16 protein-coding genes and 1 riboswitch are annotated in these 19582 nt (G+C 45.0%); all 16 genes read left to right on the top strand.

The genetic code is table 11. The features are described 5' to 3' along the window. Positions 1 to 43: 43 nt before the first annotated feature. Positions 44 to 1288, top strand: coding sequence for a bifunctional glutamate N-acetyltransferase/amino-acid acetyltransferase ArgJ (argJ, locus tag DXB91_RS09815; protein ID WP_118017790.1), 1245 nt, complete (start codon positions 44 to 46; stop codon positions 1286 to 1288). Between the two features lie 29 nt (positions 1289 to 1317). Then, a complete protein-coding gene (locus DXB91_RS09810; protein WP_118017788.1) occupies positions 1318 to 2385 on the top strand; it encodes a macro domain-containing protein in 1068 nt (355 codons plus the stop codon). A 198-nt stretch (positions 2386 to 2583) separates the two neighbouring features. Continuing rightward, positions 2584 to 3261, top strand: coding sequence for a vWA domain-containing protein (locus DXB91_RS09805; protein WP_118017786.1), 678 nt, complete (start codon positions 2584 to 2586; stop codon positions 3259 to 3261). 167 nt (positions 3262 to 3428) lie between these two features. Continuing rightward, positions 3429 to 6197, top strand: coding sequence for a glycoside hydrolase family 3 protein (locus tag DXB91_RS09800; RefSeq protein ID WP_118017784.1), 2769 nt, complete (start codon positions 3429 to 3431; stop codon positions 6195 to 6197). Between the two features lie 73 nt (positions 6198 to 6270). Further along, positions 6271 to 6354, top strand: a riboswitch (NiCo riboswitch). Between the two features lie 176 nt (positions 6355 to 6530). Continuing rightward, positions 6531 to 7463 carry a cation diffusion facilitator family transporter gene (locus tag DXB91_RS09795; RefSeq protein WP_118017782.1) on the top strand — a complete coding sequence of 311 codons (933 nt, stop codon included), beginning with the start codon at positions 6531 to 6533 and terminating at the stop codon, positions 7461 to 7463. Between the two features lie 396 nt (positions 7464 to 7859). Next, the gene (locus tag DXB91_RS09790) at positions 7860 to 8609 is read left to right on the top strand and encodes a DeoR/GlpR family DNA-binding transcription regulator (protein ID WP_118017780.1); all 750 of its coding nucleotides are present in this window, start codon (positions 7860 to 7862) and stop codon (positions 8607 to 8609) included. After that, on the top strand, positions 8609 to 9511 hold the full coding sequence (gene pfkB / locus DXB91_RS09785) for a 1-phosphofructokinase (protein ID WP_118017778.1): 903 nt from the start codon (positions 8609 to 8611) through the stop codon (positions 9509 to 9511). The genes DXB91_RS09790 and pfkB overlap by 1 nt, the downstream gene beginning before the upstream one ends. Positions 9512 to 9614: 103 nt before the next feature. Then, positions 9615 to 11681: a PTS fructose transporter subunit IIABC gene (locus tag DXB91_RS09780; RefSeq protein ID WP_118017775.1), complete on the top strand. Its 2067-nt coding sequence runs from the start codon at positions 9615 to 9617 to the stop codon at positions 11679 to 11681. 296 nt (positions 11682 to 11977) lie between these two features. After that, the gene (locus DXB91_RS09775; RefSeq protein ID WP_022216909.1) at positions 11978 to 12241 is read left to right on the top strand and encodes an HPr family phosphocarrier protein; all 264 of its coding nucleotides are present in this window, start codon (positions 11978 to 11980) and stop codon (positions 12239 to 12241) included. 135 nt (positions 12242 to 12376) lie between these two features. Continuing rightward, a complete protein-coding gene (gene ptsP, locus DXB91_RS09770; protein ID WP_118017773.1) occupies positions 12377 to 14080 on the top strand; it encodes a phosphoenolpyruvate--protein phosphotransferase in 1704 nt (567 codons plus the stop codon). Positions 14081 to 14388: 308 nt separating this feature from the next. Continuing rightward, positions 14389 to 14694 carry a hypothetical protein gene (locus tag DXB91_RS09765; protein ID WP_118017771.1) on the top strand — a complete coding sequence of 102 codons (306 nt, stop codon included), beginning with the start codon at positions 14389 to 14391 and terminating at the stop codon, positions 14692 to 14694. A 234-nt stretch (positions 14695 to 14928) separates the two neighbouring features. Then, entirely contained in the window at positions 14929 to 15816 is an 888-nt protein-coding gene (locus DXB91_RS09760) for a sulfide/dihydroorotate dehydrogenase-like FAD/NAD-binding protein (RefSeq protein ID WP_118017895.1), read from the top strand. Next, positions 15816 to 17216 carry an NADPH-dependent glutamate synthase gene (gene gltA, locus DXB91_RS09755; protein WP_118017769.1) on the top strand — a complete coding sequence of 467 codons (1401 nt, stop codon included), beginning with the start codon at positions 15816 to 15818 and terminating at the stop codon, positions 17214 to 17216. The genes DXB91_RS09760 and gltA overlap by 1 nt, the downstream gene beginning before the upstream one ends. Positions 17217 to 17301: 85 nt before the next feature. Continuing rightward, positions 17302 to 17661, top strand: coding sequence for a hypothetical protein (locus DXB91_RS09750; protein ID WP_004851321.1), 360 nt, complete (start codon positions 17302 to 17304; stop codon positions 17659 to 17661). A 175-nt stretch (positions 17662 to 17836) separates the two neighbouring features. Continuing rightward, the gene (locus DXB91_RS09745; RefSeq protein WP_118017767.1) at positions 17837 to 18652 is read left to right on the top strand and encodes an HAD family hydrolase; all 816 of its coding nucleotides are present in this window, start codon (positions 17837 to 17839) and stop codon (positions 18650 to 18652) included. A gap of 247 nt (positions 18653 to 18899) precedes the next feature. Continuing rightward, positions 18900 to 19394, top strand: coding sequence for an Lrp/AsnC family transcriptional regulator (locus DXB91_RS09740; RefSeq protein ID WP_015534003.1), 495 nt, complete (start codon positions 18900 to 18902; stop codon positions 19392 to 19394). The last annotated feature ends 188 nt before the right edge of the window (positions 19395 to 19582 follow it).

Genomic DNA, 19582 nt, shown 5'->3' with positions numbered 1-19582 from the left:
ATGAAGATTGGTTAAAATACATTTTAGAAGGGATTGGATTACTATGAACAAGAAGATATATGACGGTTATACATATGTAGACGGTGGCGTGTGCGCGGCCAAGGGTTTCACGGCAAATGGACTTAACTGTGGACTGAACCCTGACAAGAACAAGAATGATCTTGGAATGGTATTTTCAGAGGTGCCATGTGTGGCAGCAGGCGTGTATACACAGAACAAGGTGAAGGGCGCGCCGGTTACAGTTACCAAGGAGCACCTGAAGAAATCTGGCAACAAGGCACAGGCAGTCATTGTGAACTCCAAGAATGCCAACACATGCAACGCAGATGGAATAGAGAAGGCTGAGAAGATATCCCAGCTTGCAGCGGATGCCCTGGGTATAGATGTGAACCTTGTCATCAATGCTTCAACAGGCGTCATCGGACAGATCATCCCTATCGAGCCATTTGAGGAGCATATGAAAGAGCTTGCAGACGGTCTCTCAGCAGACGGCAACGACAAAGCTGCAAATGCTATCATGACCACTGACACAGTGGACAAGCAGGTTGCGGTCCGGTTTGATATAGACGGAGTGACATGTACTCTCGGCGGTATGGCAAAGGGAAGCGGAATGATCCATCCAAACATGGCTACAACGCTTAACTTCATCACATCAGATATAGCCATCACATCAGAGCTGATCCAGAAGGCGCTCTCAGAGATCGTAAAGGTGACTTATAACTGTCTCTCCGTAGACGGGGACCAGTCCACAAATGATACCCTGACAGTCATGGCAAATGGCATTGCGGGCAACAAACTCATCGACACGGAGAACGAAGCTTATGAGAAGTTCAAGAAAGCACTCTACATAGTTATGGAGTGTATGACCATGATGCTTGCCTCAGACGGCGAGGGCGCAACCAAGATGATAGAGTGTACAGTCGCAGGAGCACCTGACCTTGACACAGCCATCATCGTGGCAAAGAGCGTTATCCGTTCCCCACTTACAAAGTGCGCTATGTTCGGCGAGGACGCCAACTGGGGACGTATTCTCTGTGCCATCGGATATGCGGAGGCTGACTTTGATATAGACAAGGTTGCAGTTGATCTTGAGTCAGAATTTGGCGTGGTTCCTGTATGCCGCAACGGCGCAGGTGTACCATTCTCAGAGGAGAAGGCAGCCAAGGTATTGAGCTCAGATGAGATACACATCAACATAGATCTCGGAATCGGCGATGTAACAGCCAAGGCATGGGGCTGTGACCTGACATATGATTACGTGAAGATCAATGGGGATTATCGTTCTTAATATATCAAACAAATCAGGGAGACAGCCGAATGCCATTTAAGATTATTAGAAGCGATATAACAAAAGTTCATGCAGATGCGATAGTAAATACGGCAAATCCGCACGTTGCCGTGGGAGCTGGAGTGGACTCTGCAATATATGCGGCTGCGGGGCGTGACAGGCTTCTGAAGGCAAGGGCAAAGGTTGGAACTATGGCTGCGGGAGAGGTAGGGATAACGAAAGCATTTGATCTTCCTGCGAGATACATCATTCATTCAAGCGGACCTGCCTGGGTGGATGGAAGACATCAGGAGCCGGAGCTTCTCAGAAGGTGTTATGACAAAGCATTAGTTATGGCATATGCACACAGATGTAAGTCGATTGCATTTCCACTGATGGCTACGGGCTCTTACGGCTTTCCTAAAGAGCTTGGAATTCAGATCGCAATTGATGCATTTACATCATTTCTGCAGGAGCATGAGATGGACATCACGCTTGTGGTGTTTGATGATCATTCATATCATGTATCAGGAAAATGGTATGATGATGTGAAGAGCTTCATAGATGACGAATATGTTGCTGAAAAAAATCTGAGTGAATATCGCACCTTGTCAGCGTGTGATGAATGCCAAGACACTGCAAGGTTCGCTGAAGAATATCTTTGCGGTCAGCAGAGACCTCAGTTTATGGGATATGGAGCACCGGCACAGTCAGCTAAGAGTTCGGGAATACATGAAAACACCTCAAATGGTTCTCTGGACGAAATGCTGAAGGGCATTTACACAGACAGCTTTGAAAAACATCTACAGCAGTTAATCAACAAAAGGGGACTTAAGAATTCAGAGGTTTACACTGCGGCAAATATAAGCAAGCAGTATTTCTCAAAGCTCCTGAAGGGCAGGATAAAGCCGTCGAAGGAAAAAGTTCTGTCACTGGCAGTCGGGCTTCGCCTAAATCTTGATGAGACTGTTGACTTCCTGGGGCTTGCCGGATACGCACTCTCACCGATCTCTCAGACGGACAAGATCGTGGAGTATCATATAGTACATAAAGAATACAGCGTCATAAAGATCAATATAGTTCTGTTCGACTATGGACTTGCCTCGCTGTCAGAATAAAACAAAGTAAAATGAGAAGGTCGCCTGCGGGGTGACCTTTTTGTTTGTTATACAGGTTATTATTAACTCATATTAAGGGAAAGCAGAGTGGACATGCCAAGGTTAATTTCTAAAACGCACGTGCATGCAGATTGTTTACACATTTGCATTTCCTGACACATAAAAACAATAAGATAAAAGAATGTGAGGTTGATGATTATGAAAAAAGGACTTACGGAGATAGTATTTATTCTGGACAGAAGTGGTTCAATGCACGGACTTGAGGCTGACACGATAGGTGGATTCAATTCAATGATGGAAAAGCAGAAGAAAAATAGCGGTGATGATGGAGAGGCGTACGTTTCGACTGTGCTCTTTGACGACTTCAGCAGAGTACTGCACGACAGGATTCCTATTGAGAATGTACCAGAGATGACGGACAATGACTATTACGTGGGTGGCTGCACAGCACTGCTTGATGCGCTTGGAGGTGCGATTCACCATATCGGCAATATCCACAAGTATGCAAGAAAAGAGGATGTGCCTGAGAAGACATTGTTCGTGATAATCACAGACGGAATGGAGAACGCCAGCCGGAATTACAGCTATGAGATGATACAGAAGATGGTTAAGCGCCAGCAGAAAAAGTATGGCTGGGAATTCATCTTCATCGGAGCAAATATCGATGCTGTCATGGAGGCAGGACGCTTTGGAATAAGACCGGAGCGGGCGGTGAATTATGTGTGCGACGAGGCTGGAACAGAGAATGTGTATGGAGCTGTAGGGAATGCGGTGCATGCGATGCGCTCATCCGAGCCGATGGCGGGGGCTGCCGCCCTCGATGACAGGGAATGGAGTACAAAGCTTGATGAGGATTATATAAAGCGTGGCATATGACAAACAACTATATCTTCCGTTTCCGGCAGTATGAATGGGGAGTAAACTGTCTGACTCGCTTGCGTTTTGCACAGCAAAAAGTTAAAGTTTTCCATATCAAAGTTTACTTGTATGATGTACAATATCACCATATGGAATTGAGCAAAGATATATTGGGAGGTAGGCAGATGGAAGATAGAGTACTTGACTGGGCGGTCTATGAGAAGACAGCTCGTGAGATGGCTGCAGAGGGCCTGGTTCTGTTAAAGAATGACAACAAGGCTCTGCCGCTTAAGCAGGGAGAGACGGTTTCTGTATTTGGACGTATGCAGAACCATTATTATAAGAGTGGAACCGGTTCGGGTGGCATGGTGAATGTTGCCAAAGTGGTAGGAATCATTGATGCACTTAATGAGTGCAAGGATGTAAATGTCAATCAGAAACTGGCAGAGACTTATGCCGCATGGGATAAGGAACATCCTGTGGAGCTGGGACTTGGCTGGGGACAGGAGCCGTGGTCACAGGCGGAGATGCCGGTTACAGAGGAGCTTGTGCAGGAGGCTGCCGGCGAGTCGGATTCAGCCATAGTGATAATCGCAAGAACAGCTGGCGAGGACAAGGACAATACACTTGAAAAAGGAGCATTTATGCTCACTGATATAGAGACTGATATGCTTAGACTTGTCAGGGAGAATTTCCAGAAGATGATCGTTCTCTTGAATGTCGGCGGTCTTATAGATATGTCATTTCTCGACACGATTTCCCCGGATGCCTGCATGTATGTATGGCAGGGTGGAATGGTCGGAGGATACGGAGTGGCTGATGTCCTCGTAGGAGATGTCAGCCCTTCAGGAAAACTCACAGACACGATAGCCTACGATATCAAGGATTATCCTGCGTATGACAATTTCGGCGGCGAAGAGAGAAATTTCTACGCCGAGGATATCTATGTTGGATACCGTTATTTTGAGACATTTGCAAAGGATAAGGTCAGATATCCGTTTGGATATGGATTGTCATACACAGACTTCAAAATCGGTGTAAAGCATGCAAGCATGGATTTTGAAAAAGGTGTGGCGAATATCTGTGTCAAAGTCACAAATACAGGAAAGAGACTTGGCAAGGAGGTTGTCCAGGTGTACGGTGAGATGCCACAGGGCAGGCTTGGCAAGCCATCCAGAGTACTCATTGATTTTGCGAAGACAAAGGAGCTTGTTCCGGGACTCAGCGATGAGCTGAAGTTTGAGATTCCGCTTGACCGTATGGCATCATTTGACGATTCAGGGGCGACAGGCCATAGAAACTGTTATGTGCTTGAAGCTGGAGACTACACTATCCATGTAGGAAACAGCATAAGAAATACAACAGAGTGTCTGTTCTTTGAGCTCGCTGAGACAGTGGAGCTTCAGAAACTTCAGGAGGCACTTGCACCATATGAGAAGTTTGACCGCATGAAACCATTCTGTGATGAGAACGGCAGGATGCTTATAGAGTATGAGGAGGCACCTCTAGTCACTGTTGATATGTATGACAGGAGAGAGCAGGAACTGCCGGAGGAGATACCGGTTACTGGTGACAAGGGAATTACGCTTCTTGATGTAAGGGAAGGCAAGGCTTCCATGGATGAGTTCATAGCGCAGTTTGATGATGAGGATCTGGCATGCTTTGTTCGCGGCGAGGGAATGGGAAGTTCTCTTGTGACGGCGGGAACAGCGTCAGCATTTGCCGGGGTATCGCCAAATTTGATCGCACATAAGATTCCGTCGGTGTGCTGTGATGACGGACCATCGGGAATGAGACTCGACTCAGGTATGAAGGCATTCTCACTTCCAAATGGCACTCTGTGCGGATGTTCATTTAACAAAGAATTGAACACCAGACTTTACGCACTTCTCGGACTTGAGATGACAGCAAATAAGGTTGAGGTTCTTCTCGGACCGGGAATGAATATCCACCGTCACCCGCTTAATGGACGAAACTTTGAGTATTTCTCCGAGGATCCATACCTTACGGGTTCCATTGCAACTGCACAGTTAGAGGGACTTAAGTCCAGCGGCGTGTCCGGAACGATCAAGCATTTCTGCGGAAATAATCAGGAGTATCACCGCCATACGACGGACTCGGTCATCTCCCAGAGGGCACTCAGGGAGATATACCTGAAGGGATTTGAGATAGCTGTCAAGTCGGGATATGCCGACTCTGTTATGACAACATATGGTCTGGTAAATGGTCTCTACACCGCAGGAAGTTATGATCTGAATACCACGATACTCAGAAATGAGTGGGGATTTACAGGCGTGGTCATGACAGATTGGTGGGCATCCATCAACCGCAGGGGTATGGAGCCGGATGCAAATGACTTTGCGACTATGATACAGGCACAGAATGACATGTATATGTGCTGCCCGGACGGCTCGAAGAACATGGGCGGAGATAATGTCATAGAGGCACTTCAGGACGGACGTATATTGAGAGCTGAGCTCCAGAGAATTGCAAAGAATGTGTGTAACTTTGCCATGAATACGAATGCATTTAAGCGTCTTGTGGGAGAGCCTGTAGAGGTAGAGATAATAAACCGTCCAAAGCAGGCGGACGATTTTTCAATTGATGATGTGGAATACATCAATGTCGACAGAGACATACTTATAGATCTGACAGAGAAGGCCAGCACCGCCGACACGAATTATGTCATAGCCCTTGATGTTGAACATCCGGGAGAGTATGAGGTGAGCCTGAGGGGAAGCTCGACACTCGAAAAGCTTGCCCAGCTGCCGTGTACCCTGTTTTTCAACGGATTCCCTGTGAGCAACTTCACATTTAACGGAACTGACGGCAAGGATGTTGTGATCAGGAAAGAGGTCAAATTTTACGGCAGATTCAATGTGCTCCGACTGTATGTGAAATCGAATGGACTTGATCTCAAGGATATTAAGTTCAGTTTTGAAAAAGAATTTTGATCTGAAAATAAATATTGACATAGACTGCCATAGATGGTAACCTAAATTAACTCTTTGCACTGCATATAAATCTACAGTACAAACTGAGCAGACCATTGGCGAAAGCCAAGGAGTCGGGCCATCATGGCAGTGGAATCTTTACATCCACGGGACAGTAGTTACTAATACTGAGTCGTGGGTGTTTTTTTATACTCTTTTAGACATTCTATAAAATCTCCCACATATATTTAGTGATAAGAGCTTTCTGAAATTTATTGATCGCACAGTATCGGTCTTTTGATTAAGGTGATTATCAATAGACTGGTGTTCATTTAAGAAAGGATGGCTGATTATATGGAAAGCGCAAACAAAATAAACACGATGGCGGCATCTGCCGTATCAGAGGATGAGTTTAAAAAGGTTGCAAATAAAGTATCGTTTATAACGATAGTACAGAACGTACTGTTGTCAGTATTCAAATTATTTGCGGGAATATTTGCACATTCAAATGCAATGATAAGTGATGCGGTACATTCAGCATCAGACGTGTTCAGCACCATAATAGTCATAATCGGGGTGAAGCTGGCGTCGAAGGAATCCGACAAGGAACATCCTTACGGCCATGAGAGGCTTGAGTGTGTGGCAGCGATCGTGTTGTCTATAGTGCTGTTGTATACCGGTATCAAGATCGGCTCGCAGGCGGTTAAGGACATAATCGGTGGCAATTACCAAAGCCTGCAGAAACCGGGGGTGCTGGCACTGGTGGCGGCTGTTGTATCCATTGTCACAAAGGAGATAATGTACTGGTACACAAGACACTATGCGAAGAAGATAGATTCAAGTGCACTTATGGCAGATGCATGGCATCACCGATCAGATGCGCTGTCATCGGTCGGCGCGCTTGTCGGTATCGGTGGTGCGATGATGGGATTCCCGGTTATGGATTCCATTGCAAGTATTGTTATCTTTATATTCATAGCTAAGGCGGCATACGATATCTTCAAGGATGCCATGGACAAGATGGTGGATCACTCCTGTGATGATGAGACAGAGAAAGAGATGAGGGATTTTGTGCTCGCCCAGAAAGAAGTTCTCAGTGTTGATCTTCTCCACACAAGGATATTTGGCAACAAGATATACGTAGATGTGGAGATAGGTGTAAACGGTTCATATACATTGCGACATGCGCATGAGATAGCGGAAGAGGTCCATGAGGGCATAGAGAAGAATTTTCCAAAGGTAAAGCATGTGATGGTGCATGTAAATCCTGCGGATGTGGCAGAATAATCATAGATTGATAACGCAGAGTAAGGCACGGATCAGATTTGGTCGGTGTCTTATTTTGTGTGCTGGAAGCTGCAAAACGAGTACCAAACCTGCAAATAGTCAAAAACAATCAAAATAATTCAAAAATCTTCAAAAATATGCAGAATAATGATTGACAATCTTCATTTGCGATGATATTATGCATATAGATTGATTGAAAGTGACTGAAATCAAGTGAAAACCACCTTGAAACAATCACAAATAATTGAAAACAGTCAAAAAATATGTTATCCTAAAGAAAAGTTAAAAGCACCGGATGCAGATATATGCATTCTGAAAAGCCACGAAAAAAGAAAATACACAAACACGAAAAACACATATACAGGAGACATACTTAAAAGGCAGGAGGCAATTATTATGATGACCGAGGATAGATACACAACGATTTTAGATGCACTGAAAGAGAAAAAGTCTATGACAGTTGCAGAGTTCACGGAGATCACGGGAGCGTCCGAATCTACTATAAGAAGAGATTTGATAGCTCTGGACGATATGGGTAAGATCAAGAGATTCCATGGTGGTGCCAAGGCGATCGAGCATGAATATATCACCAATGAGGCACCGGTTTCAGCCAAGGCACAGCTCAACGTCGAAGAGAAAAGTGCCATTGCAAAATATGCGGCAACGATGATCAATGATGAAGATTTCATATTTATAGATGCAGGAACCAGCACGGAGCTCATGATCGACTATATCGGCGAAACAAATGCTACATTTGTCACCAATGGAATAGCACATGCCAAGAGACTTCTGAAGAAGAACCTCAGAACATACATGATAGGCGGACTTGTTAAGCCGATCACAGAGGCGATCATCGGAGCCGAGGCAGTCAATTCCATGAAAAAGTTCAATTTCACAAAGTGCTTTCTTGGAACGAATGGAATCCATATGGATTACGGATTCACAACGGTTGATGTGGAAGAGGCTATGGTGAAGATGGAAGCGGTGAACAGATCTTATGCGAGCATAGTCCTTGCTGACAGCAGCAAGTTCGACAAGGTGACAGCGGTGACATTTGCGGCAATCGAAAAAGCCTGTATTATCACTGACAGACTTGTAAATGATAAGTACATAGATGCCACAGTTGTAAAGGAGGTACTCAGATAATGATTTATACGGTGACATTCAATCCGGCGCTCGATTATGTTGTCAAGATGGACAGCCTTGAGCTTGGAATGGTGAACAGAAGTAAGTCAGAAGCCATATTCTATGGCGGCAAAGGTATCAATGTCTCAACCGTACTTAAGAACATAGGAGTTGATTCCGTAGCTCTCGGTTTTGTTGCCGGATTTACCGGTAAGGAGATTGAGGACGGAGTCAAGGCCATGGGAGTTAAGACAGATTTTATCCAGCTGAAGGATGGTCTCAGCAGGATAAATGTCAAGATCAAGGCAGAACAGGAGACGGAGATCAACGGCCAGGGACCCGACATTAAGAAAGATGAGCTTCAGCAGATGTTTGATAAGCTGGACAAGCTTCAGTCCGGAGATTGCCTGGTACTTGCAGGAACCATACCAGCATCACTTCCAGCTGACATATATGAGCAGATCATGGAGAGGCTTATGAACAGGAACATCGATATCGTGGTGGATGCGACAAAGGATCTTCTGCTCAATGTATTGAAGTTCCATCCATTCCTCATCAAGCCTAATAACCATGAGCTTGGCGAGATGTTCGGAGTAGTCTTAAAGAGCGATGACGAGATCGTTGAGTATGCGAAGAAGCTTCAGGTCATGGGTGCAAGAAATGTACTCATATCCATGGCGGGAGATGGCGCAATACTCATCACAGAGACAGGAGAGGTTCACAAGATCGGAGTTCCAAAGGGAACAGTTGTGAACTCAGTAGGGGCAGGTGATTCTATGGTGGCAGGATTCACAGCAAGCTACCTGAAGGATCACGATTACATGGAAGCATTGAAGAGAGGAACAGCAACCGGAAGTGCCACAGCATTTTCAGAAGGCCTCGCCACAGCGGACAAAGTAGAAGAACTCTATAAGCAGTTATAGTAAATTGTACGTGTTCCGTCATGAGAGGGAATACTTAGGAGATTCAGATATCGCACAGTAGCATATGTGGATGCGGCTGATTATTTAAGAGGAGGTTACGCTTATGAGAATTACAGAGCTTTTATCAAAGGAAAGCATTGCTCTGGGTGTAAAGGTAGATTCAAAGGATGCAGCGATCGACTACCTTGTAAACCTGCATGATGCAGCAGGCAACATCTCAGACAAGAAAACATACAAAGAAGGAATACTTAAGAGAGAGGAAGAGGGCTCAACAGCTATAGGAGAAGGAATAGCAATCCCTCACTCCAAGAACAAGGCAGTCAAGAGACCTGGACTTGCAGCTATGACAGTTCCAGATGGAGTTGATTACGACTCACTTGACGGACAGCCATCAAACCTGTTCTTCATGATCGCAGCACCGGAGAGCGGATCAGATGTACATCTTGAGGTGCTTTCAAGACTGTCTATGCTCCTCATGGATGAGGACTTCAGAGCAGAGCTTCTGAAGGCAGCAGACAAGGATGCATTCCTTGCAGTCGTTGACAAATATGAGAACGCAAAGTTCCCAGAGGAGACAGCAGAGAAGCCTGAGGAAAAGGCAGTTGAGAAGGCTCCTGAGAAGAAAGGCTTTAGAGTGCTTGCCGTTACAGCGTGTCCTACAGGAATAGCTCACACATATATGGCAGCCGAGGCACTTGAGAAGGCCGGCGCCAAGATGGGATATGCCTTAAAGGCTGAGACAAATGGTTCAGGCGGAGCAAAAAATATACTTACTGATGAAGAGATCGCAAACTGTGATGGTATCATAGTTGCAGCTGACAAGAATGTTGAAACAGCAAGATTTGATGGAAAGCCAGTTCTTTTCACAAGAGTAGCAGATGGAATACACAAGCCTGAGGAACTCATACAGAAGATCGTGGATGGTCAGGTTCCTGTTCACCACGAGGAGGGCGGCAGAAAAGAGTCAAGCAGTGCAAATGGCAGTGTGGGAAGTAGGATCTACAAGCATCTTATGAACGGAGTATCACACATGCTCCCATTCGTAATCGGCGGTGGTATCCTCACAGCTCTTGCATTCCTTATAGATACACTTTGTGGATTCGGTGCAACAGGTGGATCCAACTTCGGTTCCATGACACCGCTCTCAGCATTCTTCAAGTATGCCGGTGGCCTGGCGATGGGCGTGATGGTTCCGGTACTTGCAGGATTTATAGCAGAGTCCATAGCGGACAGACCTGGACTTGCAGTCGGATTCCTCGGTGGTATCCTGGCATCTTCCGGAAATGCAGCCTTGTCTGGTTATGTATGGGCAGGAGATAACCTTGGCGGATTCCAGTCATTTATATCAAAGTTTGGATTTGTAGCAGAGGGCGGCGGAAATACAGTATCAGGTTTCCTCGGCGGTATCGCAGCAGGTTTCCTTGCAGGATATGTAGTTCTTCTTCTTAGAAAGATCTGCTCCAAATTCCCTAAGTCACTGGAGGGAATTAAGCCAACACTTATATATCCACTTGTTGGTATGTTTATAGTTGCAGTACTTATGATATTTATACTCAATCCAATTATTGGATTGATCAATACAGGACTTTCAGATATGCTGACAGCCCTTGCAAATAAAAATCTTCTCATCCCACTTGGAATTATCCTCGGCGGTATGATGGCGATAGACATGGGCGGCCCTATAAACAAGGCAGCTTATGTATACGGAACAATGGTTCTCGCAACAGCGTCAGAGCTTGTCGCAGGCGGCGCACAGCTCTCAGATCCAGCAGTTCAGGCATGCTATATCTCAATGGCATCAGTTATGGTAGGTGGTATGGTACCTCCACTTGGAATTGCTCTTGCATGTATCTTCTTCCCTAAGAAGTTCACAAAGGCAGAGAGAAACTCAACAGTATCAAATATTGTAATGTCATGTGGATTCATCACAGAGGGTGCAATACCATTTGCAGCAGCAGATCCACTCCACGTAATACCATGTACGCTCGTAGGCGCAGCAGTTGCAGGTGGAATGTCAGCAGCATTCAAATGTACACTGATGGCACCTCACGGCGGAATCTTTGTATTCGCAACAGTAGGCAACTGGTTACCATACATCATCTCATGGCTTGTAGGATCAGTGATCACATGTATCATGCTCGGTCTTATCAAGAAAAATGCTCAGGATTAAAAATTGCACAAAAGTAATGCACAAAAAACGACAGAATGTTATAATTTATACAATTGGGGTTTGCGAAAGAAATCTGATAAAAATATGGATCAAGTAAAGATGGCAGGTCATCTGGCTGTGATACCATATGGTTAGAATGAAACAGGATTATTTCACGAAATTCCACAAATATAAGATTTTATTAAGAGACAGGACCACGCACAGAATAGATTGGCTGCTGGATACTGGATGTGTCATTAGCCCAAAGCTTCATAATGAATACCGGTGGTCCGTCCGTAAAAGGAGGAGAAGAAATTATGGTAGCACAGACAGTAAAAGTAGTAAATGAACAGGGACTTCACATGAGACCAGCAGGAGTGTTTGCAAAGGAGATGACAAAGTTCTCATGCGCAGTAACTCTTGATGTGGCAGGCAAGAAGATCAATGCCAAGAGCGTAATGCTCATCATCGCAGCATGCATCAAGTGTGGTGCTGAGGTTACAGTAGAGTGTGACGGTGCAGACGAGAAGGAGGCTCTTGCAAAGGCAGTTGAGCTCATCGAGTCAGGATTCGGCGAGTAGGACATGTAGATGTTCTGACGTTGCAGCAGGGAAATGATAAGTGAAATCTGATATCAGACTTCAGTAAATGTTACGGACAAATGGTACTCAGATTGAGTACCATTTGTTGTATAGAGAATAATTGGAGGTTTTCTTATGAATAAAGGAATCGCGGGTTCAGCCGGCTACGGCGTTGGAAAGGTTGTGATCATATCTGACGCAAAGCCGGAATATGAGAACAGAACAATCACAGATACAGATGCAGAGATTAAGAGATATGACGATGCAGTTGCAGCATTTACAGAGAAGACACATGCCATGGCAGAGGCCATGAAGGAGAGTGTCGGAGAGCACAATGCGGAGATCCTTGAGGGACACATACTGCTCCTCACAGATCCGGGGATGGATGAGATCACAAAGGGCGCGATTATGAGCGGAACCTGTGCAGAGGCTGCATTTGAGAGTACATGCGATATGTTTGCCGGAATGTTCCAGATGGCAGATGATGAGCTCACAAGACAGAGAGCAACTGATATCGGCGACATCAAGGTGAGAATGCTCAAGATACTTACAGGCACACCAGATGTGAACATATCTGAGGTCCCGGCTGGAACTATCCTTGTGGCTGAGGATCTCACCCCATCCATGACAGCAGGAATCGTCAAGGAGAATGTGGCAGGAATCATCACCGCAGTTGGCGGTAAGACATCCCACTCGGCTATTCTTGCGAGGGCGCTTGAGATACCTGCGGTACTCAGTGTGGACGGAATAGTTGACAAGGTTTCGGATGGTATGACAGCAGTAGTTGACGGATGTGAAGGAATTTGCATACTTGATCCGTCCCAGGAAGAGATAGACGAATATCAGGCAAAGAGAGAGAAGTATCTTAGTGACAAGGCACTTCTTGAGGTATATAGAGGCAAAGACACAGTTACAGCTGACGGTGTAAAGGTACATTTGTATGGCAATATTGGTAATCCGGAGGATGCAAAGCAGGTTGCTGCATGCGACGGAGAGGGTGTTGGCCTTTTCAGAACAGAGTTCCTGTTCATGGGCGCATCGGAGCTCCCATCTGAGGAAGAGCAGTTCCAGGCGTACAAGGCGGCTGCCGAGACCATGGAGGGCAGAGAAGTCATCATCAGAACCCTTGATGTGGGTGGTGACAAGGATATCCCATACCTTGGACTTGAGAAAGAGGACAATCCGTTCTTAGGTTTTAGAGCAGTGAGATATTGTCTGCAGAATAAAGATTCATACAGAGTACAGCTGAGGGCACTTCTCCGCGCAAGTGCATTTGGCGATATCAAGATTATGGTACCGCTTGTCACATGTGTTGATGAGATCAGAAGCGTGAAGGCTCTTGTTAAGGAGCTCATGGCTGAGCTTGATGCAGAGAATATAGCATACAATAAGGATATCCAGGTCGGTGCAATGATAGAAACGCCTGCGGCAAGTCTCATAGCAGACCTGCTCGCAAAGGAGGCAGACTTCTTCAGTATAGGCACAAATGACCTGACACAGTATACCATGGCGGTCGACAGAGGCAATGCAAAGGTTGCGTATCTGTATTCGTCCTACAATCCTGCAGTCCTCCGCTCCATGAAGAATATCATCGAGGCGGCAAATGCAGCGGGCATCATGGTAGGCATGTGCGGTGAGGCGGCAGCAGATCCGTTGCTCATACCTCTCCTCATATCATTTGGACTGGGAGAGTTTTCAGTCAGTGCCACTTCAGTCCTTGCGACAAGAGGAACGATAGCCAAGTGGTCGAAGGCTGAAGCAGATGAGTTGGCAGCAAAGGCACTCTCACTTGCAACAGAGACGGAGGTTGCGGAACTTCTCAAAGCAAATGCAAGATAGATAAAAAGTGCACAATATGGCTTGGTAAAAATACAAGCACATTTTGTGTGGTTCATGAGTTTGAGAAATCAATAATGAACAAAAACAATGACTCGCAGTGACTATTTTCACGAAAATAAAAAAGTCGGCATTTTTAACTGGAAAAAGTGCCGATTTTTTTGTTACAGTATAATTAGTAGCAGGAAGAACACATAGTGAACAGAGTCAGCATTGTGAATCGAAACAGACAGGTGCATCATATCGTAATTTTAGTGAGTTTGTTTTAACAGTATTGTAGATGGAAATAATATGGATAGGAGGATGTAATAATGTTTGAGAATGAAAAAGTAAACCATGTGAAGTTTGGTGAAGGCAGTGTGATGGAATGTGATGGAAGCCATATAAGAATTGTATTTTCTTATAATAATGTAGAAAAGACATTTGCCTATCCGGGAGCATTTGACAAGTTTGTCAGCTTCCAGAGTGAAGAGGCACAGCAGATGGCTGAGAGTGAGCTTGAGCAGATAAGGCTGAACCAGAAAAAGCTGGAGGGAATGAAGAAGCTTATAATTCAGGAGAACGAGAGAAGGAAAGAGGAAGCACTCAAGGCCAAGGCGAAGAGGAAGAGACAGTAATATAAAGTAAGATATAATAGTCCCTGCCAGAGAGAAAATTTTCTCTTTTGGCGGGATTTTTTGCACCTGAGGATCATTTTTAGAACAGTGATATTTTTACATATACCTTGATTTTGTTGATATTTTTTGCTAAATTAAGTACGTACGTGTATAAATAGGGGCGTTTGCACCCATTTACAGAATAAAATGATCATAACAGTCAGAATTTGGCTGTCGGAAAGGACGGAGCACAGAGTGTATAAGATTACTAAGGTTGAACAGTTGACAGAGACCATATACCTCATGGACGTGGTTGCACCACGAGTTGCAAATAAATGTCTTCCGGGACAGTTTGTAATTGTCAGAGGTTCAGAGGATGGAGAGAGAATCCCTCTCACTATCTGTGATTACTCAAGAGAGGACGGAACCATCACTATAGTATTCCAGGTAGTTGGAGCTGCTACAGAGATGATGAAGAATTTGAAGGCAGGAGATTCATTTGCAGATTTCGTTGGACCACTTGGATGTCCATCAGAGTTCTGCAAGGAAGATATAGAAGAGCTTAAGAAAAAGAAGATACTTTTCGTAGCAGGTGGTGTTGGTACAGCACCTGTATATCCACAGGTTAAGTGGCTCCACGAGCAGGGCATCGATGCTGATGTTATCGTCGGAGGAAGAAACAAGTCACTCATCATTCTTGAGGACAAGATGAAGAAGGTAGCCGGCAACCTGTACATCACAACAGATGACGGTTCATATGGAAGCAAGGGTGTCGTTACAAATGAGATCCAGAAGCTTGTAGACGCTGGCAATAAGTACGATGTGTGTGTTGCCATCGGACCTATGATCATGATGAAGTTCGTATGTAAGCTCACAAAGGAGCTGGAGATTCCTACAGTTGTCAGCCTTAACCCTATCATGGTAGACGGAACAGGTATGTGTGGTGCCTGCCGTGTAACAGTAGGAGGAGAGGTTAAGTTTGCATGTGTTGACGGACCGGAGTTCGACGGACACAAGGTGAACTTTGAGGAGGCTATGCAGCGTCAGCAGCTCTACAAGACTGCAGAGGGCAGAGCATTCCTTGCAGCAAAAGAGGGCGATACACATCATGGCGGATGTGGAAACTGTGGAGGTGACAAGTAATGGCTATAGAAGTAGATGTTTGGAAGAGAGTGCCGGTTCGCGAGCAGGAGCCACAGGTACGTGCAAAGAATTTTGAAGAGGTTTGTTACGGATATAATGAAGAGGAGGCTATGGCTGAGGCTTCAAGATGTATAGGATGTAAGAACGCCCCATGTATGAATGGCTGTCCTGTATCTATCAATATTCCTGGATTTATAGCTCAGGTCAAGGAAGGCAACTTCGCTGAGGCATTCAAGATCATCAGCGAGTCATCAGCACTTCCTGCTGTATGTGGCCGTGTATGTCCACAGGAGACACAGTGTGAGCAGAAGTGTATCAGAGGAATCAAGGGCGAGGCGATATCCATCGGTAAGCTTGAGAGATTTGTTGCTGACTGGGCCCGTGAGAACGGAATCAAGCCAGAGCCTGCAAAGGAGATGAATGGTCACAAGGTGGCAGTCATCGGATCAGGCCCTTCAGGTGTGACAGCAGCCGGAGATCTTGCAAAGATGGGTTACGATGTAACTATATTCGAGGCACTTCACCAGCCGGGCGGAGTTCTCGTATACGGAATTCCAGAGTTCCGTCTTCCAAAGGAGAAGGTAGTTGCCAAGGAGATCGAGAACATCAAGTCACTTGGTGTTAAGATAGAGACAAATGTAGTAGTAGGAAAGTCAGTTACCATCGATTCACTCCTTGAGGATGAGGGATTTGACGCAGTGTTCATCGGATCAGGTGCAGGACTTCCTAAGTTCATGGGTATCCCAGGCGAGAATGCCAACGGCGTATTCTCAGCAAATGAGTACCTCACAAGAAGCAACCTCATGAAGGCATTTGACGAGAATTCAAATACACCTATCATGAGAGGTAAGAAGGTTGCCGTTGTCGGCGGCGGAAATGTTGCTATGGATGCAGCAAGAACAGCACTCAGACTTGGCGCTGAGACACATATCGTATACAGACGTTCAGAGGAGGAGCTCCCAGCCAGAGTTGAGGAGGTTCATCACGCTAAGGAAGAGGGAATCATATTTGATCTCCTCACAAACCCAACAGAGATCCTTGAGGATGAGAACGGCTGGGTATGTGGTATGAAGTGTGTGAAGATGGAGCTCGGTGAGCCAGACGCATCAGGCAGAAGAAGACCTGTTGTGATTCCAGATTCAGAGTTCACAATGGACGTTGACACAGTAATCATGTCACTTGGAACTTCACCAAACCCACTTATCTCATCTACAACAGAGGGACTTGAGACAAACAAGTGGAAGTGTATCGTTGCAGAAGAGGCAAACGGACAGACAACCAAGGAAGGCGTATATGCCGGTGGCGATGCCGTAACAGGTGCTGCAACAGTTATCCTTGCAATGGAAGCTGGTAGAGCTGGTGCAAGGGGAATTGATGAGTACATCAAGAACAACAAGTAATAATTATATAGAGTCATAAAAACAGGGCTGATGTGTATAGGGAATACTTCACATCAGCCTTTGTTTTATATACGGGGGATTAGTTATGTATGATGAATTTGCAAAATGGTTAGACAGAATTTTAGATGAGAATATGCCGCTGCCGGGGGTGGCGATCAACTTCAATATATATGAAGAGGTGGACTTGCATTGGTCGATCCAGTTGATAAGTTCAACTTATTTTGACGAGGAGGACGAGGACTGGAATTGTTACGAGGAGTTCACGACAGGGGAAGATCTGTACGAATGGCAGCAGGGTGTAGGCTGGGAGAAGATACTTGATATTTCCTGTGAGATGATCAGAAAGTATCTCACAGAAGGAAAATATGCTGAGAAACTTAAGAAGTACGAGGCTGTTGCCGCTGGATTTGTGGACGGCGATGTGGAAATCCTGTACAGAAGATAGAGTGTTATGGAAACTAGTATGTAGTAGAAAATTGAAAATCTAGTGGGTAGTAGGAAATCGAGTGAATTGTGGGAAAACGAAAGCATTATAAGAAATAATGCACGTTGTATGAAAATGTGTGAGTTGTAGAAATATAGTATGTATTGCAGAAAAATTGTGATAGGTGGGTGACAACATGAAAACTTTATATGTATCAGATCTGGACGGTACGCTTCTTCGCAGCGATGAGACCACATCCGAGTATACAAACAGTGTAATCAATAATCTGACAGATAGAGGAATGATATTCTCTTATGCCACGGCGCGTTCACTTGTTACAGCGAAGAAGGTGACAAGCGGACTGCGGGCAGAAATTCCACTGATCGTATACAATGGGGCGTTTATCGTAGACAATGTTACCGGTGAAGTCCTTGCTGCAAATTACTTTGATGAATCGGTAGGATCAGTGCTCGACGATCTATTCGGTAATCAGATATTTCCGATAGTGTATGCGCGGATAGATGGCAGGGAGAAATTTTCGTATGTTCCGGAGCTGTGCACAGATGGTATGAAGAAATTCCTGCTCAGCAGGCAGGGGGATGTCAGGACAAATGTCGTAAAGTCTGCGGAGAACTTGAAAGTGGGAGATATTTTCTACATAACCTGCATTGACAGTCCGGAAAAATTAAAGCCAATGTACAATAAATATAAAGAAACATTTCACTGTGTATATCAGAAAGACATTTATACAGATGAACAATGGCTGGAGATCATGCCGTTTGCAGCATCTAAGGCAAATGCAATAAAACAGTTGCAGGAACTTCTGGAATGCGACAGGGTGGTTGCCTTTGGAGATGGCAGGAATGATATAGATATGTTTGAACTTGCTGACGAAAGCTACGCAGTGCAAAATGCTGATGAACAGCTAAAAAGGTATGCCACATCGGTTATATCATCAAATGATGAGGATGGGGTGGCGCACTGGCTTGAGGATAATTATATCGTAAAATGACGAAAACTTATGGGTAAAAATCCAGGTTGAGTATAACGGTAAATATACATAAAAATCAGGTTGTAATTTGCGCAGAGCAGGGTATATAATGACACTACACATTTATAATCTTAAGTAAATATGCTAATATGATTGTGAAACACAAGTTGCACCACGAGATAAGGTGCTTGAATAGGGAAAAGGACAATTGCGGTTATGTAGGATAATATTGTAATTGCCTTAGAAAGTGAGAAGGAGAAGACATCTTATGGAAAAGAAAGAACTGATATACTACAGACTGGATGAGGTGGATGAGAAGATACTTGCCATGCTTCAGGACAATGCACGCGTATCACTCAAGGATATAGGCGCTGAGGTGTCCATGTCACCTACAGCGGTTGGCACCAGAATAGACAGGATGCTTGCCGAGGGCGTGCTTGAGGGATTTACCACCAAGCTCAACCCAGAGGCCATGGGCCATTATATCAAAGCATTTATCAATCTGGAGGTTTCGCCGGAGCAGAAGGCAGAGTTCTATCCATATATAGACAGCGTGTTAAATGTTGTGGAGTGCAACTGCGTGACAGGAGATTACTCAATGCTCATAGAGGTACGTTTCAAGACAACAGCGGATCTCGATCATTTTGTCGGAGAGCTTCAGAGATTTGGCAAGACAAAGACTCAGATTGTATTCTCCACAAATGTAAAGCACAGATGCAGATACTGGAAGAATGATCTTCACCACGATGAGGAGAAGAAGTAGAATAGTCAAAAATATGAGAAGTGTGACAGAATATGGCGGGACAATAATAAGATTTGTCCTGCTATATTTTTATGTTGAAAGATGTGTGTGATTTCTGTATCGCATTACTGATCATTTGCTGCAGGGGCATCTGAAATATTTTGCAAAAGACAGAAAACTGCATACAAAATCCGAACGTACAGGGTACT

It is taken from the genome of Coprococcus sp. OM06-34AC (assembly GCF_003462545.1).
Classification (GTDB): Bacteria; Bacillota; Clostridia; order Lachnospirales; family Lachnospiraceae; genus Coprococcus; species Coprococcus aceti.
Note: the sequence above shows the minus strand (reverse complement) of the source record. Positions and strands in the feature narration are given on the sequence as shown.